This is a genomic window from Streptomyces sp. Y20 (genome assembly GCF_043195475.1).
Lineage (GTDB): Bacteria > Actinomycetota > Actinomycetes > Streptomycetales > Streptomycetaceae > Streptomyces.
Genome location: NZ_JBIDDP010000004.1, coordinates 254,830 through 270,024, shown reverse-complemented (window position 1 = coordinate 270,024; position 15,195 = coordinate 254,830). Strand labels below are relative to the sequence as shown.

Sequence of the window (15,195 nt, the reverse complement as noted above, 5' to 3'; positions counted from 1 at the left end):
GTGGCGGCGGGGAACGGTTGTACGGCGAGGGCCCCGCCCCCGGTGCGTGACCGGGGACGGGGCCCGAAGAACCGCAGGCGTACGGCGGTCAGTAGCGACGCGTGATCAGCGCGCGCTTGACCTCCTGGATCGCCTTCGTGACCTCGATACCGCGCGGGCAGGCGTCCGTGCAGTTGAAAGTCGTGCGGCAGCGCCACACGCCGTCGCGGTCGTTGAGGATCTCCAGGCGCTGCTCGCCCGCCTCGTCACGGCTGTCGAAGATGAAGCGGTGGGCGTTCACGATCGCGGCCGGACCGAAGTACTGGCCGTCGTTCCAGAACACCGGGCAGGACGACGTGCACGCGGCGCACAGGATGCACTTGGTGGTGTCGTCGAAGCGCTCGCGGTCCTCGGCGGACTGCAGCCGCTCCCGGGTCGGCTCGTTGGTGTCGTTCGTGATGAGGAACGGCATCACGTCCCGGTACGCCTGGAAGAACGGCTCCATGTCGACGACCAGGTCCTTCAGGACCGTGAGGCCCTTTATGGGCTCGACCGTGATCGGCTTCTCGGGGTTGATGTCCTTGATCAGCGTCTTGCAGGCGAGGCGGTTCTTGCCGTTGATCCGCATCGCGTCCGAGCCGCAGATGCCGTGCGCGCACGACCGGCGGAAGGTGAGACTGCCGTCGATGTCCCACTTGATCTTGTGGAGGGCGTCGAGGACACGTTCCTTCGGGTCGATCTCCAGCTGGAAGTCTTCCCAGCTCGCCTCGGCCGAGACCTCCGGGTTGTACCGGCGGACGCGGACGGTGACCGTGATGTAGGGGGAGTCGGCGAAGCCGGGCTCGGGCCGGCCGGCCGCGTCCGCCTTGTCCAGAACAGGGGTAGCCATCAGTACTTACGCTCCATCGGCTGGTAGCGGGTCTGGACGACCGGCTTGTAGTCGAGACGGACGGTTTCCGAGCCGTCGGCGCCGACCTCGCGGTACGCCATCGTGTGGCGCATGAAGTTGACGTCGTCGCGGTTGGGGTAGTCCTCGCGGTAGTGACCGCCGCGGGACTCCTTGCGGGCCAGGGCCGACACCGCCATGACCTCGGCCAGGTCGAGCAGGTTGCCCAGCTCGATCGCCTCGAGGAGGTCGGTGTTGAACCGCTTGCCCTTGTCCTGGATCGCCACGTTGCGGTAGCGCTCGCGCAGCTCGGCGATCTTCTCGACGGCCGTCTTGATCGTCTGCTCGGTGCGGAAGACCATGACGTTGGCGTCCATGGTCTCCTGCAGCTCGCGGCGCAGCGTGGCCACCCGCTCGCTGCCGGTGGAGGTGCGCAGCCGCTCGATCTGCTCGACGACGAAGGACTCCGGGGCCTCCGGAAGCTCGACGTAGTCGGCCTTCGCCGAGTACTCGGCGGCGGCGATGCCCGCGCGGCGGCCGAAGACGTTGATGTCCAGCAGCGAGTTGGTGCCCAGGCGGTTGGCGCCGTGCACGGAGACACAGGCGACCTCGCCGGCAGCGTACAGGCCCGGGACGACGGTGGTGTTGTCCGCCAGGACCTCACCCTCGACGTTCGTCGGGATGCCGCCCATCGCGTAGTGCGCGGTCGGCTGGATCGGGATCGGGTCCGTGTAGGGCTCGATGCCGAGGTAGGTCCGCGCGAACTCGGTGATGTCCGGGAGCTTGGCGTCCAGCTGCTCCGGCGGCAGGTGGGTGAGGTCCAGGTAGACGTGGTCGCCCTCGGGACCGCAGCCGCGGCCCTCGCGGATCTCCGTGTAGATGGAGCGCGAGACGACGTCGCGGGAGGCGAGGTCCTTCATGACCGGCGCGTACTTCTCCATGAAGCGCTCGCCGTCCTTGTTGCGCAGGATGCCGCCCTCACCACGGGCGCCCTCCGTCAGCAGGATGCCCATGCGCCAGATGCCGGTCGGGTGGAACTGGAAGAACTCCATGTCCTCCAGCGGGAGCCCGCGCCGGTAGACCGCCGCCTGACCGTCACCGGTCAGCGTGTGGGCGTTCGACGTCACCTTGAAGAACTTGCCGGTGCCGCCGGAGGCGTAGATGACGGCCTTGGCCTGGAAGATGTGGATCTCCCCGGTGGCCAGCTCGTACGCCACCACACCGGCCGACCGCTTCACGCCGTCGACCTCGGTCATCAGCTGGTCGAGGACGTAGAACTCGTTGAAGAACTCCACGCCCTCCTTGACGCAGTTCTGGTAGAGCGTCTGGAGGATCATGTGGCCGGTGCGGTCCGCGGCGTAGCAGGACCGGCGGACCGGGGCCTCGCCGTGGTTACGGCTGTGACCGCCGAAGCGGCGCTGGTCGATGGTGCCGTCCGGGGTCCGGTTGAACGGCAGGCCCATCTTCTCCAGGTCGAGGACGGCGTCGATGGCCTCCTTCGCCAGGATCTCGGCGGCGTCCTGGTCGACCAGGTAGTCACCGCCCTTGACCGTGTCGAAGGTGTGCCACTCCCAGTTGTCCTCCTCCACGTTGGCCAGCGCGGCGGCCATGCCGCCCTGCGCCGCGCCCGTGTGGGAGCGGGTGGGGTAGAGCTTGGTCAGGACCGCGGTGCGGCTGCGCTTCGTCGCCTCGATGGCGGCGCGCATGCCCGCGCCGCCGGCGCCGACGATGACGGTGTCGTACTTGTGGATCTTCATATCTCTCGCAGCCCCGTGCCTAGCGGATGTTCGGGTCGAAGGTGAAGATCACCAGCGTGCCCAGCAGGATGGTGAACACCGTGGCGGTGTAGAGCAGGCCCTTGAGCCACAGGCGGCTGGTCGGCCGCTCGGCGTAGTCGTTGATGACCGTGCGCAGGCCGTTGGCGCCGTGCAGCATCGCCAGCCACAGCATCAGCAGATCCCAGACCTGCCAGAACGGGGACGCCCAGCGGCCGGCCACGAAGGCGAAGCCGATCTTGGAGACACCGCCGTCCAGCACGAGCTGGATCAGCAGGTGGCCGAGGACGAGGACGACCAGCACGATGCCGGACAGGCGCATGAAGACCCACGCCGCCAGCTCGAAGTTGCCCCGGGTCGACTTCGGGGACTTCTTGGTCCGCTTGCGCGGCGCCTCGATCAGCGGGGCCGGGTTGTCGACGGTGTAGACGGGGGCACCCTCTACGGGGCCGACTCCGGACGCGGCGGTTTCAGTCGTGACTGAGTTATTCGACATCGGCGGCGTCAGCTCCCAAAGAGGACACGGGCGGCGTGGCCGAGGACGGGGTACAGCGCCCCGGCCATCAGGACCAACCAGACGACCATCACGGCCCAGAACATCTGCTTCTGGTAGCGCGTGCCCTTCGACCAGAAGTCGACGGCGATGACACGCAGGCCGTTGAGCGCGTGGAAGAGGATGGCGGCGACGAGGCCGTACTCCAGCAGCGCGACGATCGGCGTCTTGTACGTGGCTACGACCTTGTCGTAGTCCTCGGGGGAGACACGCACGAGAGCGGTGTCCAGCACATGAACGAACAGGAAGAAGAAAATGAGGACGCCGGTGACTCGATGAGCCACCCAGGACCACATTCCTTCCCGGCCGCGGTACAGCGTTCCAGCCGGCACGGAAGAACCCTCCGGGAGCGGGGATTAGGGCCGCGCCGGCTTCACTGTCGGTCGGGCCCGGCCGGGTACGGTCCACCGGCCCCCAGCATCGTAGCGAGGCGCCGCGCCGTGACTGACGGGGGGCCTGGCTGTGTGATCAAACTGGCACGCGGTTGGGCTAGCGGGGCGCCCACCGGCACGAGCGATGCGGCTATTTGCCGGATAAGGGGGCGTTTGCGCTGGTCGCGCAGCTTCCCGCGGTCCCGAGGAACTGGCCCAGACGCCCCCGGGCGAGGCGTCGCAGCTCCTCCGCCGCGGTGACCCGCTCCTCCTCCGGATCGTTGGTCAATCGTGACCGGATCGCTTCGAGGACGCGGTCGAGCGCCTCGTCCGGGGGTACGTCACCCAGATAGATGGCGAACCCGTGTCCGAATCGAGCCTCGTAGGCCGCCTGTGCCGCGCTCAGCGCCATGTGCGCCGCCGAGTATGTGTCCTCGGGCAGCTCGGGGAGGGACTCGCCTGCCAGCGCCTCCGCCAGATCGCCCGGCGACAGGTCGTACGCCGCCTCGTCCGCCGCCGCCAGCAGGGCGTCCAGGTCGGGGTACGGGCGGTGGTCCGCGAGCCGGCGGGACCAGCGCGGGCTGCGCAGGCAGCGCAGGAGGAGGGCGTGGGCCTCGTCGGCGGCGGCCGTGTTGAAGGCGTCGAGGGGCCTGGGGAGATACGGCAGGCGGTGGGCGGGCAGCGTGGGTCCTCGCGTCACAGGTGGTGTGGCAGGGGAGCTTGTGAAAGTTGTGGTCAGGTTATCGAGAGTGGTCGCGGTGTGTCCCTGCGGTGCGTGAATTTCACTCGAACGGAAGAGTTTCCGAACACCTCGATGACCGGTGCGCCGGAGAGAGCCGTACGGTGGCAGGGTGACCCAGCACAGGCGCCGGGGATCGGCGCGGCAGGTGATACCGAAACGCGCGGTGGTGGCCGCCGCGTTCGTCGGGACGGTCGCGCTCGGCACGGGCGTCGGCGTGTGGGCCTCCGACGGCGGCGGGAAACCGGACGCGAGCACGCCACGGGCGTCGGCCGGGCGGGTGTCCGGCGCGGACCCCACCGGCGCCGATCGCGGCGGCGCGGCCACCCCGTCGGCGAGTCCGACGCCCAGCCGGGCCTACCCGCTGTCACAGGCGCCGCGCACGATACCCGCGGTGCGCTCCCACACAGCGGCGCGCGGACCCGGCTGGCGGCCGCGGCACGGGGAGCGGGTGGTGGTGAGCGACCCCGGGCTGGCCGACGAGGGCCGGCTCATAGCGGGGGAACTGGGGCTGACCTACGCGGGGCGGAAGAACACGGGCGACGTACGGGCCGGGGACGTCCGGCTCACGCTCGGCGGCGGGGGAGGGGACCAGGAGTCGTACACCCTCACCGTCCGCGGCGGGCGGGTCGACATCAGCGGGCCCGGCGAGGCCGGTGTCTTCTACGGCACCCGCACCCTGAAGCAGGAGGTCCACGGCGGTGGTACGGCGCCGGAGGGCGTCGTCCGCGACCGGCCCGCCAAGCCGGACCGCGGGTTCATGCTCGACATCGCGCGCAAACCGTTCTCCGAGACCTGGATCGAGGACCGGATACGCGAGCTGGGGGACCTGAAGTTCAACGAGCTGGGCCTGCACTTCTCCGACGACCAGGCCTTCCGGATCGAGTCCAGCACCCACCCGGAGATCGTCTCCCCGGACCACCTGACCAAGGCGCAGGTCAAACGGATCGTGGACCTGGCGGCAGCCCGGCACATCACCGTCGTGCCGGAGATCGACTCGCCGGGGCACCTCGGAGCCGTCATCGCCGCCCACCCGGACCTCCAGCTGCGCAACGCGAGCGGGGTCCCCACCAAGGGCGCCGTCGACATCTCCAAGGAAGCATCCGCGCGGATCGTCGACGACCTGCTGAACGAGTACGCGGTGCTGTTCCCCGGCGGCCGGTGGCATCTGGGCGGTGACGAGTACCAGGCGCTCACCGTGAAGGACCCGCAGGCCTCGTACCCGCAGCTGGCCGCCGCCGCCCGGCAGGCCCACGGTTCCGGCGGCACCGTCGCCGACCTCGCCACCGACTGGCTGAACGACCGCTACGCCACCGTCCGCGCCCACGGCAAGACCGTCCGAGCCTGGAACGACGGCTTCTTCCGGAACACCTCCGTCCAGCCCGAGAAGGGCCTCCAGGTCGCCTACTGGACCGGCAAGGAGATCGGCGCCCGGCAGCCGGTGGAGTACCTGAGCACGGGGCGGAAGGTCCTCAACTACAACGACGAGTTCCTCTACTACGTCCTCGGCCAGCCGCAGACCTTCGTCTACCCGACGGGACAGCGGATCTACGAGCAGTGGAACCCGCGGGTGCTGCGCGGCACGACGGCCGTACCGGCCCGCTACGACGCGCAGATACTCGGCGGCTCGTTCGCGGTGTGGTGCGACATCGCCAACGCCCAGACGGAGGCCCAGGTCGCAGCGGGGATCCGGATGCCGCTGCGGGCCACCGTGCAGAAGCTGTGGGACCCCGGCACGCCCGCGCTGTCCTGGGCCGACTTCCGGAAGCTCGCCGACCGGCTGGGCTGAGGGGGCGGGGCCGGCTCCGCCGCCCGGTACGGCTCGCCGTTGGCTGGAAATCTATGGATGTGACACTCCCGCGCCGTCGCACGCAGTAAGGGGAAGTGCGGGCTCCGTACCGGTCGGCGCCCTGGCGAGGGAGACATTCATGAGCCTGGTGGAACTGATCGCACAGGCCGACGCACGCGGACTGGCCGCCAGCGGATTGGCTTGTATGGATCGGTGTCTGCCGCTGCTCGGCGGCGACGACGAACTGCTGCGCCCGCTCTGGGCGAGCCTCGCCGACGGCTCCGACTGGGGCGGGAGCCTGGACAAGGCCCGCGCGGCGCTCGGGTCCGACGGGTCCGCCGTGGACACCGGGTCCGGGTCCGCCGGGGACCAAGCCGCGCGGCTCGCCCGCCGCATGCTGGACGCGGCCCCCGCCGAGCGCACCGCCGACGCCGTACGCCCCTGGGCCGACGCCTGCTCGGCCGCCTCGCTGCGCATCCACCGGCTGCTCGATCCCGCCGCGGACGCCACCGCGGACCCGGACGCCGCGCCCGCGGGGGGCACGGCGGAGCCGTCCCCGCTCGTCGCCGCCGAGCTGCGCCGCCAGACGGCGGTGCTGGAACTCCTCGCCGGGCACGGCGTGAACGGGCTGCGCGGGGCGCTGGAGGTGTCCGTCGAGGGGCGGCGCGTGCTGCGCGCGGTGGTGTCCCGCCGGGCGCGGGGCGCCGCCGGACCGGGGGCCTGAGAGGGTTTCGTGCCCGTACCGCGGTGGACGTGGGGCGGTCCTGCGACGGTCGGCGGAACACCGCGGAACCGGGTGACGGAAATCCCGCCCGGCCCGCTCTTCCCTATGTGACAGCCCATACGACAGACCACGTGACAGGCCAGGTGACACAGCGGGCGACGGACCCGTACGCGACGGTGCGACAGGAGACCAGGCCGCAGGCCGCGGCGAAACCCGTGCGGTGGGCGGCGGACGCGGTGGCCACGATGCGCGAGGGCGCCCGCGTCCGGCTCGACTACTCGGCGCAGAGCCTGTGGCGCGTCGACCGGATGATCGAGGAGATACGCCGTGAGGAACCGCCGTACGCGGCCGTCGAGAACGTGCTGCGCGGCCTAGGCGCCTACGCCGGCGAGGTGATCGTCCGCCAGACCGGCGCCGAGTGGTGGGCGAGCGGTGGCGAGCACTGGCTGCGCACCCCCGACGGCCGGCTGTGGGACCCCGTCGACGAGGCCCGCCGCTGCTTCGGCGGCCACGGCTCCCTCCGGCTGCTGTGCCGCGACGCGACCGCCCGCGGCTGAGGGGCCCCGCCCCGCTGTGACACTTCCGTCCGGACCGACGCTGATGATCGTGGAGGGCGGTGACACGGCCGGACGTGTCGGACCGTGAGGCAGGCGCCACGCAGTGGCCAGGAACTCGGCACGAACGAGGACGGTCTTGGGCCAGGGAGGGGAACCCCGCCGCCCGCAGCCGCGGGACGGGGAGCTGGGCGCGGCCGTCGCGCGGGCCCAGGACGGTGACGAGAGCGCCTTCGCGGTGGCCTACCGGATCGTGCAGCCCGGCCTGCTGGGTTATCTGCGCGGGCTGGTCGGCGAGGACGCGGAGGACGTCGCGTCCGACGCCTGGCTGGAGATCGCCCGGGACCTCGGCCGGTTCCGCGGCGACGGCGCCGGCTTCCGCGGCTGGACCGCGACCATCGCCCGGCACCGCGCCCTGGACCATCTGCGCCGGCAGCGGGTACGGCCCCGGGCGGCGCAGCTCGGACCGGACGCCCTGGAACTGCCCGGCCCGCACAGTACCCACGACCAGGCCCTGGAGTCGCTGTCCACCGCACGCGCGCTGGAACTGGTGCGGGCACTGCCCCGGGACCAGGCAGAGGCGGTGCTGCTGCGGGTGGTCGTCGGCCTCGACGGACCGGCCGCCGCCCGCGTCCTGGGCAAGCGGCCCGGCGCGGTCCGCACGGCCGCTTACCGGGGCCTGCGCCGCCTGGCCCGCCAGCTCGGCGCGTCCCGCCCGGCGGACGGCACGGGCGGCGGTGTGACGGATGGCGATGCCCCGGCGCTGGGGGAGTCGGGATGAACGCCTCGGCACGCGGGACGTATGAACAGGCGTATGCCGTGGGCGGGCCGGTGTGCGGGCCGGACGAGCGCGGGAACGGCAACGGGAACAGGAACAGGGACGGGAATGGGTGAACGGCACAGCGGCGAGTGGCTGCCCGGCCGCGGGTCCGCGCACCCTCGCGCCGGCGCCACCGTCTCCGCGCCCGAGCGGGCCGACGCGACGCGACCGGACCCCGGGTTCGAGAGCCGGTTCGCCTCCGCGCTGCGCCCGGCCGCCATCGACCCCGAGGCCGAGCGCAGCGCCGTCACCGCCTTCCGGGCCGCCCGCGCGGCGGGCGCGCACGGCGCGCGGACCCGGGCGCGGGACGACTGGCGGCCCGGCCGGCCGCACCGTACCCGCCGCTCGCTGCGGACCACGCTCTCGCTGGCGCTGGCGAGCCTGACGCTGGGCGGGGTCGCCGTCGCGGCGATCGGCTCCGCCGGGTCCGGCCCGGACGCCCCGCGTCCCGCGCACCCGTCACCGGCCGCCCCGCGCACCCCGGCCGCGTCGGGCGTGTCGGCCGACGGATCGGCAGCCGGATCGGCAGCCGGATCGGCAGCCGGATCGGCAGCCGGATCGGCCGACGGATCGGCCGACGGATCGGCAGCCGGGCGGGCGGACGCCGGATCCGCCGACCCCGCCACGCCACCCGGGCACCCGGCCACGGCCCGGGACACCCTGGCCCACTGCCGTGCCTACGCACAGGCCGGGAAGCGGAGCGGCGCCCTGGCGGCGACGGCCTGGCAGCGGCTGGTCACGGCGGCGGGCGGCCCGGGGAAGGTCGCGGCCTACTGCGCCGCCCGGACGGCACGCGCGCAGGAGGGGACGGCCGGGAAGGCGGGCGGCACGGGCGCCACCGGCGAGGTCCGGGACCAGGGCCAGGGCCAGACTGAGGGCCAGAGCCAGACCCGGAACAAGGGCGGGAACGGCGGCCGGGGGAAGCCGGCCGGCCCGGTGGGCGGCAAGCGGTAGGCACGGCCGGCCCGCGAAGGCCGAAGGCAACGGCCGGGGCCGCCACCCCCCACAGGAGAGGCCCCGGCCGTCGCGCGGACGGGCCGCGCACGGCCCGTACTTTCTTCAGCGCCGTGCACACGGTTTCTGTCACACCCCGCCACACCTCGGGCACAGTCCGCCCCGGCCGGACCTCACCGTGCGCGCACCGGTACCCGGTCACGAGTTAGTTGCATCTTCTACAGACATGGACGAGAGACGGTTTCACGCCGTAACGTGCCATTCGCGCCGACCGAAGCCAGGCGTAAAGGGAGTGCGGTGCTGGGGGACGACGCGGACCTGACCGCCGCGGTGCGTGCGGCGCAGACCGGGGACGAGACCGCGTTCCGTGCGGTGTACCGCGCGGTGCAGCCCCGGCTGCTCGGATACGTACGCACGCTGGTCGGTGATCCGGATGCCGAGGACGTGGCCTCCGAGGCCTGGCTCCAGATCGCCCGCGACCTGGACCGGTTCGAAGGTGACGCCGACCGGTTCCGCGGCTGGGCCGCCCGGATCGCCCGCAACCGCGCGCTGGACCACATACGCATGCGAGGCCGCCGCCCCGCCATCGGCGGTGACGAGACGGAGCTGACCGGCCGGGCCGCCGAGTCCGACACGGCCGGCGAGGCCATCGAGGCCCTCACCACCGACAGCACCCTCTCCCTGATCGCCCGCCTCCCGCAGGACCAGGCCGAGGCGGTCGTCCTGCGCGTGGTCGTGGGCCTGGACGCCAAGACCGCCGCCGAGACGCTCGGCAAGCGCGCGGGTGCCGTCCGCACCGCGGCGCACCGCGGTCTGAAGCGCCTCGCGGAGCTGATCGGAGCCGATCCGGAATCGGCGGGCGGGCTCGACGCGCTTCCGCCCCAGCGAGAACCGCACCGTGGCGCGGTGACGTCCGCAACTGTGACGCATACGCGTGCGCGGACGCAGAAGGACATGTGATGGCCGACGAGCAGTACAGGTGGCTGAACCGTGCGACGGCGGAACGCCTACTGCGCGGTGAGTCCCCGGAAGCCGTCGACGCCTGCGCCCGTGACCAGGCAGAACGTCTCTCCCAGGCACTCGGCGCGCTGTCCGGGCTGTCCGCGGAGGCCGCCCCCGGCACCGGTGAGCTGCCCGGCGAACAAGCCGCCCTCGCCGCGTTCCGCAAGGCGCGCGAAGCCGCCGACGCCGACCGGAGCGCCGCCGCGCCCGCGTCCGGGGGCGCCCGCCCGTCCGTGCCCTGCGCCGACGCGGGCCTGGTCCGCATCGGCGCAGGGGGCCGTACCGGAATCCCGTCCCGGCGCCCCCGCTGGGGCCGCCCGGTGCGCCTGGCGGTCGCCGCGGCCGTGGCCGCGGGCACGCTCGGCGGAGTGGCCGTGGCCGCCGGGAGCGGCGTGCTGCCCACACCGTTCGGTGACGGCAAGCCCGGCCCCGCCGCGTCCGTCTCCGCCGGCGAGACCTCCGAGGAGTCCCTCGACCCGGCGTCCCCGCAGACCCCGCCGGACTACGCGACGGGCCCGGGTCGGAGTCCGGGCACGGGTACACCGGGCGGCGGTCCGGGAGACCGCCGCGCCGACGCCTCGGGCGAGTCGTCCGGTCCGGGCGGCGGCACCGGCCCGAGCGCCGCCCCGGGCTCCGCGGCGCCCTCCGCGACGTCCGGCACCGGCTGGTCCGGCGCCGCCGCGGCCTGCCGGGCCCTGCGGGACGGCCGGGAACTGGACGCCGGCCGCAAGCGCGTGCTGGTGAACCTGGCGGGCGGCTCCGCCCGGGTGACCAAGTACTGCAAGGTCGTGCTGGGCGGTTCCGGCTCCGGCTCCGGCGGCACGGGCGGTGGGACCACCACCGGTGGACAGGGCAACGGAAACGGCAACGGCAACGGAAACGGCGCCGGCAGCGGCGGGGACAAAGGCGGGGACAAGGGCAACGGCGGGGACAAGGACGGGGACCAGGGCCGCGGCAAGGGCGGCGGCGGTGACAAGGGCCACGGCGGCGGCAAGGACCACGGCACGGGTGCCGGCGGTGCGAGCGGCGGCAAGGGCGGCCGGCACCGCGGCGGCGCCGTTCCCGTCCCCTCCCGTCACGCCCCGGCGCACCCCGGCGGGCCGGGCAACGCCCCCGCGGTCCCCTCGCCGACTCCGACATACACCGCGCTCTGACCGACGCAACCCCACCTGACCTGCGTTTTCTCGGTCACCGAAAATTTTTCGGCGCGAGGTGTGACGTTTCTGGAGCGGCTTACGCAGTACAGAGTGAGCCGACTGGTCATCGGCCGTCGCACCGAGCCGGGGTTCCCCCCGTACCCACGGCTCGTGCACCTGGCGCGGGCGGGACACGTTCCCCCGGTCCCGCCCGCGCCCCGCAGCCTCCTCCCCGCCCTCCCTCACCCCACCCCGCGACGCGCCCCGCGTGACCGGCGCCGGACCGCGGTGCATGGTGAGGAGTAGCGGTCGTACTGCGGAGGCATCCATGGCGCGTGATGCGGAGTCGGGCCTGCCCATCGAGCCGGTCTACGGACCGGCCGAACTGACCGGCTGGGACCCGGACGAGAAGCTGGGTGACCCGGGCGCGTACCCCTTCACCCGCGGGGTGTACCCGACGATGTACACCGGCCGCCCCTGGACCATGCGCCAGTACGCGGGCTTCGGCACGGCCGCGGAGTCCAACGCCCGCTACCGCCGGCTGATCGACCACGGCACCACCGGCCTCTCCGTGGCCTTCGACCTGCCCACCCAGATGGGCCACGACTCCGACGCGCCCCTCGCGCACGGCGAGGTCGGCAGGGTCGGCGTCGCGATCGACTCGGTGGAGGACATGCGGATGCTGTTCGACGGCATCCCACTGGACCGGGTCTCGACGTCCATGACGATCAACGCGCCCGCCGCGCTGCTCCTGCTCCTGTACCAGCTGGTGGCCGAGGAGCAGGGAGTCCCGGCGGACCGGCTGACCGGCACCGTGCAGAACGACGTGCTGAAGGAGTACATCGCGCGGGGCACGTACATCTTCCCGCCCCGGCCCTCGCTGCGGCTGACGGCGGACATCTTCCGGTACTGCACCGCCGAGATCCCGAAGTGGAACACGATCTCGATCTCCGGCTATCACATGGCCGAGGCGGGCGCGAGCCCCGTCCAGGAGATCGCGTTCACCCTCGCCGACGGCATCGAGTACGTCCGTACGGCGGTGGCGGCGGGCATGGACGTCGACGACTTCGCGCCCCGCCTGTCCTTCTTCTTCGTGGCCCGCACGACCCTGCTGGAGGAAGTGGCCAAGTTCCGCGCGGCGCGGCGGATCTGGGCCCGGGTGATGCGGGAGGACTTCGGCGCGCGGAGCCCGAAGTCGCTGATGCTCCGGTTCCACACCCAGACGGCCGGGGTCCAGCTGACGGCCCAGCAGCCGGAGGTGAACCTGGCCCGCGTCACCGTCCAGGCCCTGGCCGCGGTCCTCGGCGGCACCCAGTCCCTCCACACCAACTCCTACGACGAGGCGCTCGCCCTCCCCACGGACAGGAGCGCCCGGCTGGCCCTGCGGACGCAGCAGGTGCTCGCCTACGAGACGGACGTACCGGCGACGGTCGACCCGTTCGCCGGGTCCTACGCGGTCGAGCGGATGACGGACGACGTCGAGGAGGCCGCCCTGGACCTGATGCGGAAGGTCGAGGACCTGGGCGGCGCGGAAGCGGCGATCGAACGGGGTTTCCAGAAGGCCGAGATCGAACGGAACGCGTACCGCATCGCCCGGGAGACCGACTCCGGTGAGCGGGTGGTCGTCGGCGTCAACCGCTTCCGGCTGGACGAGGAGGAGCCGTACGAGCCCCTGCGGGTCGACCCGGCGATCGAGGCACGGCAGGCCGAGCGGCTCGCCGTACTGCGGGCCGGGCGCGACCAGGGGGCGGTGGACTCGGCGCTGGACGCGCTGAGGAAGGCGGCCGAGGGGGAGGACAACGTGCTGTATCCGATGAAGGAGGCATTGCGGGGGCGGGCGACGGTCGGTGAGGTGTGCGGGGCGCTCCGGCAGGTCTGGGGCACCCACACGCCCCCCGACACCTTCTGAGCCGGACGGTGCCCCCGCACGGCACCGGCGCCCGGACCCGGTGTCGTACCCCCGTGCGACACTCCTGCCATGTTCGGAGTCGTCGACCTTCCCACCTACCTGGCGGGCCTCGTCCTCATCGTTCTGCTGCCCGGGCCCAACTCCCTCTACGTGCTCTCCGTCGCCGCCCGCCGCGGGGTGCGGGCGGGTTACACGGCCGCCGCCGGGGTGTGGTGCGGCGACACCGTGCTGATGACGCTGTCCGCCGCCGGCGTCGCCTCGCTGCTGCGGGCGAACGCCCTGCTGTTCGGGATCGTGAAGTACGCCGGTGCCGGATATCTGACCTGGCTGGCGGTCGGGATGCTGCGGGCCGCGTGGCAGATGTGGCGGGCCCGGCGCGAGCCCACCGTGGCGGACGCCGCGCCCGCGCAGCCCGCGGACGAGCGGCCCCTCCGGCGCGCCCTCGTCGTCAGCCTGTTCAATCCCAAGGCGATCCTCTTCTTCGTCGCCTTCTTCGTGCAGTTCGTGGACCCCGGCTACGCGCATCCCGCTCTGTCGTTCGTCGTCCTCGGCGCCTTCGCCCAGCTGGCCAGCTTCCTCTATCTGAGTGCGCTGATCATGGGTGGCACCCGCCTCGCCGCCGCCTTCCGGCGCCGCAGAGGGCTGTCGGCGACGGCCACCTCGGCGGCGGGGGTGCTGTTCCTCGGGTTCGCCGTGAAGCTGTCCCTGGCCGGGGCGTGATCGCCGCACCCGAGCCGCGGGGCCGGGGCGCCTGACGCCGGGTCAGCCGCCAGGCTTCTTGTCCACCGGGGCGGTGAGTTCACGGGTGAGCGCCGGTGCGCCGGCCCTCTTCAAGGCCCTCCTCAGCCGTGGACCGAAAGGTTGCTCCACCCACCGGTGGATCAGCCACGCCAGCAGCAGCATGCCCAGCACGGTCAGGGCGAGCGCCGGCCACGGCGGCAGGCCGAGCCCCCGGTGCAGCACCCGGATGACGAACCAGCCCAGGTGCTCGTGCACGAGGTAGAACGGGTACGTCAGCGCGCCCGCCGTGACCAGCCAGGGCCAGGAGGCCCACCGTGTCCAGCCCAGTGCCACGGCGGCCACCGCCCCGAAGGCGACGGTGACGATCGCCAGGATGACGTGCGGGTCGCGATGGAAGTCGCCGTGCGCGCCGGCGTGCCACAGGGCGCTCGTGGCGGTGCTCTGCCCGAGCAGCCAGGACACCGCGACGATGCCCCACAGCAGCAGGTCGCTGCCGAAGCGGTGGATCAGGTACAGGGCCAGGCCGCCGATGAAGAAGGGGGCGTACTCCGGGATGAGCAGCTGGTCCGTGAGCGCGTTGCCGGAGGTGCGGCTGACCGCCGCCGCCAGCGTCCAGACGCAGCAGAACACCACGACCCGGCGGTAGGTGACACCGCGCGCGACGACGAACAGGGCGAACAGCGCGTAGAACCGGACCTCGGCCCACAGCGTCCAGCACACGCCGAGGACGCGGGTGACGCCCATCGGCTGTTGCAGCATCGTCAGGTTGACGAGGAACTCGTCCGTCCGGACGGGGTGGACGACGACGGGCAGGGCGACGGCCGCCGCGGTGACCAGTACCAGGGCGACCCAGTAGGCGGGGTAGAGGCGCGAGACGCGGGAGCGGAAGAAGTCGCCGAGCGTGCGGCCCCAGCTGCTCATGCAGATGACGAAACCGCTGATGACGAAGAAGAACTGCACGCCCAGGCAGCCGTAGGTCGCCGCCTGGGACAGGGTCGGGAAGACGTGGGCGGGGCTCTGGTGCCAGGACGCCGAGACCGCGCCGCCGCGTCCGGCGTAGTGGTAGAGGCAGACCATCAGGGCGGCCACGAGCCGCAGGCCGTCCAGGGCGAGCAGGCGGCCCCGGTCCTGGCGGCGGCCGGGGGCGGACGCGGTGGCGGCCGTCCCGGGCACCGGCGGGGCGTCGGTGAGCGTGGTGGGCGAAGGAGGCATGATGCTCGACATTTTCCCGAACAAACGTTGCCCGGCTCGGATATTCATGTG

The 15,195-nt window shown here is 72.7% G+C and carries 15 protein-coding genes; 9 read left to right on the top strand and 6 right to left on the bottom strand.

Features of this window, described 5'->3' with window-relative positions:
• Positions 1-88: 88 nt before the first annotated feature.
• The 5 genes from ACGFT1_RS12610 to ACGFT1_RS12590 form a co-directional block, all read right to left on the bottom strand.
• Positions 89-868: a succinate dehydrogenase iron-sulfur subunit gene (locus ACGFT1_RS12610; protein ID WP_373908976.1), complete on the bottom strand. Its 780-nt coding sequence runs from the start codon at positions 866-868 to the stop codon at positions 89-91.
• On the bottom strand, positions 868-2,622 hold the full coding sequence (gene sdhA / locus ACGFT1_RS12605; protein ID WP_373908975.1) for a succinate dehydrogenase flavoprotein subunit: 1,755 nt from the start codon (positions 2,620-2,622) through the stop codon (positions 868-870). Before sdhA ends, ACGFT1_RS12610 begins: the two co-directional genes overlap by 1 nt.
• A 19-nt stretch (positions 2,623-2,641) precedes the next feature.
• Positions 2,642-3,136 (bottom strand): succinate dehydrogenase hydrophobic membrane anchor subunit, encoded by a 495-nt coding sequence (locus ACGFT1_RS12600; RefSeq protein ID WP_373908974.1) that lies wholly within the window; start codon positions 3,134-3,136, stop codon positions 2,642-2,644.
• Between the two features lie 8 nt (positions 3,137-3,144).
• Positions 3,145-3,525, bottom strand: a complete 381-nt coding sequence (sdhC, locus tag ACGFT1_RS12595; protein WP_361988979.1) for a succinate dehydrogenase, cytochrome b556 subunit — start codon at positions 3,523-3,525, stop codon at positions 3,145-3,147.
• Between the two features lie 190 nt (positions 3,526-3,715).
• Entirely contained in the window at positions 3,716-4,264 is a 549-nt protein-coding gene (locus tag ACGFT1_RS12590) for a 2-oxo-4-hydroxy-4-carboxy-5-ureidoimidazoline decarboxylase (RefSeq protein WP_373908973.1), read from the bottom strand.
• Between the two features lie 151 nt (positions 4,265-4,415).
• On the opposite strand from ACGFT1_RS12590, the gene ACGFT1_RS12585 reads away from it, so the two are divergent.
• The 9 genes from ACGFT1_RS12585 to leuE all read left to right on the top strand — a co-directional run bounded on the left by ACGFT1_RS12585 (position 4,416) and on the right by leuE (position 13,911).
• On the top strand, positions 4,416-6,092 hold the full coding sequence (locus ACGFT1_RS12585; protein ID WP_373908972.1) for a family 20 glycosylhydrolase: 1,677 nt from the start codon (positions 4,416-4,418) through the stop codon (positions 6,090-6,092).
• A gap of 139 nt (positions 6,093-6,231) precedes the next feature.
• On the top strand, positions 6,232-6,816 hold the full coding sequence (locus ACGFT1_RS12580) for a hypothetical protein (protein ID WP_373908971.1): 585 nt from the start codon (positions 6,232-6,234) through the stop codon (positions 6,814-6,816).
• A 215-nt stretch (positions 6,817-7,031) separates the two neighbouring features.
• Positions 7,032-7,373: a hypothetical protein gene (locus ACGFT1_RS12575; protein ID WP_373909223.1), complete on the top strand. Its 342-nt coding sequence runs from the start codon at positions 7,032-7,034 to the stop codon at positions 7,371-7,373.
• Between the two features lie 136 nt (positions 7,374-7,509).
• Entirely contained in the window at positions 7,510-8,151 is a 642-nt protein-coding gene (locus tag ACGFT1_RS12570) for an RNA polymerase sigma factor (protein ID WP_373908970.1), read from the top strand.
• Between the two features lie 105 nt (positions 8,152-8,256).
• Entirely contained in the window at positions 8,257-9,144 is an 888-nt protein-coding gene (locus ACGFT1_RS12565) for a hypothetical protein (RefSeq protein WP_373908969.1), read from the top strand.
• Positions 9,145-9,441: 297 nt separating this feature from the next.
• Positions 9,442-10,104, top strand: coding sequence for an RNA polymerase sigma factor (locus ACGFT1_RS12560; RefSeq protein WP_373908968.1), 663 nt, complete (start codon positions 9,442-9,444; stop codon positions 10,102-10,104).
• Positions 10,104-11,300: a hypothetical protein gene (locus tag ACGFT1_RS12555; RefSeq protein WP_373908967.1), complete on the top strand. Its 1,197-nt coding sequence runs from the start codon at positions 10,104-10,106 to the stop codon at positions 11,298-11,300. The genes ACGFT1_RS12560 and ACGFT1_RS12555 overlap by 1 nt, the downstream gene beginning before the upstream one ends.
• A 310-nt stretch (positions 11,301-11,610) precedes the next feature.
• Positions 11,611-13,191 (top strand): methylmalonyl-CoA mutase, encoded by a 1,581-nt coding sequence (locus tag ACGFT1_RS12550; protein WP_373908966.1) that lies wholly within the window; start codon positions 11,611-11,613, stop codon positions 13,189-13,191.
• Positions 13,192-13,260: 69 nt separating this feature from the next.
• Positions 13,261-13,911: a leucine efflux protein LeuE gene (leuE, locus tag ACGFT1_RS12545; protein WP_373908965.1), complete on the top strand. Its 651-nt coding sequence runs from the start codon at positions 13,261-13,263 to the stop codon at positions 13,909-13,911.
• Between the two features lie 42 nt (positions 13,912-13,953).
• Here leuE and ACGFT1_RS12540 read toward each other — a convergent pair whose 3' ends face one another.
• Complete coding sequence (locus ACGFT1_RS12540; RefSeq protein WP_373908964.1) at positions 13,954-15,144, bottom strand: acyltransferase family protein; 1,191 nt, start codon at positions 15,142-15,144, stop codon at positions 13,954-13,956.
• Between the last annotated feature and the right edge of the window lie 51 nt (positions 15,145-15,195).

What these genes read in the sequence shown, in the direction of transcription:
- ACGFT1_RS12600 (WP_373908974.1), bottom strand. Translation starts at nt 3,136, where the DNA reads ATGTCGAATAACTCAGTCACGACTGAAACCGCCGCGTCCGGAGTCGGC.
- ACGFT1_RS12565 (WP_373908969.1), top strand. Translation starts at nt 8,257, where the DNA reads ATGGGTGAACGGCACAGCGGCGAGTGGCTGCCCGGCCGCGGGTCCGCG.
- sdhA (WP_373908975.1), bottom strand. Translation starts at nt 2,622, where the DNA reads ATGAAGATCCACAAGTACGACACCGTCATCGTCGGCGCCGGCGGCGCG.
- ACGFT1_RS12555 (WP_373908967.1), top strand. Translation starts at nt 10,104, where the DNA reads ATGGCCGACGAGCAGTACAGGTGGCTGAACCGTGCGACGGCGGAACGC.
- ACGFT1_RS12540 (WP_373908964.1), bottom strand. Translation starts at nt 15,144, where the DNA reads ATGCCTCCTTCGCCCACCACGCTCACCGACGCCCCGCCGGTGCCCGGG.
- ACGFT1_RS12610 (WP_373908976.1), bottom strand. Translation starts at nt 868, where the DNA reads ATGGCTACCCCTGTTCTGGACAAGGCGGACGCGGCCGGCCGGCCCGAG.
- ACGFT1_RS12550 (WP_373908966.1), top strand. Translation starts at nt 11,611, where the DNA reads ATGGCGCGTGATGCGGAGTCGGGCCTGCCCATCGAGCCGGTCTACGGA.
- leuE (WP_373908965.1), top strand. Translation starts at nt 13,261, where the DNA reads ATGTTCGGAGTCGTCGACCTTCCCACCTACCTGGCGGGCCTCGTCCTC.
- ACGFT1_RS12580 (WP_373908971.1), top strand. Translation starts at nt 6,232, where the DNA reads ATGAGCCTGGTGGAACTGATCGCACAGGCCGACGCACGCGGACTGGCC.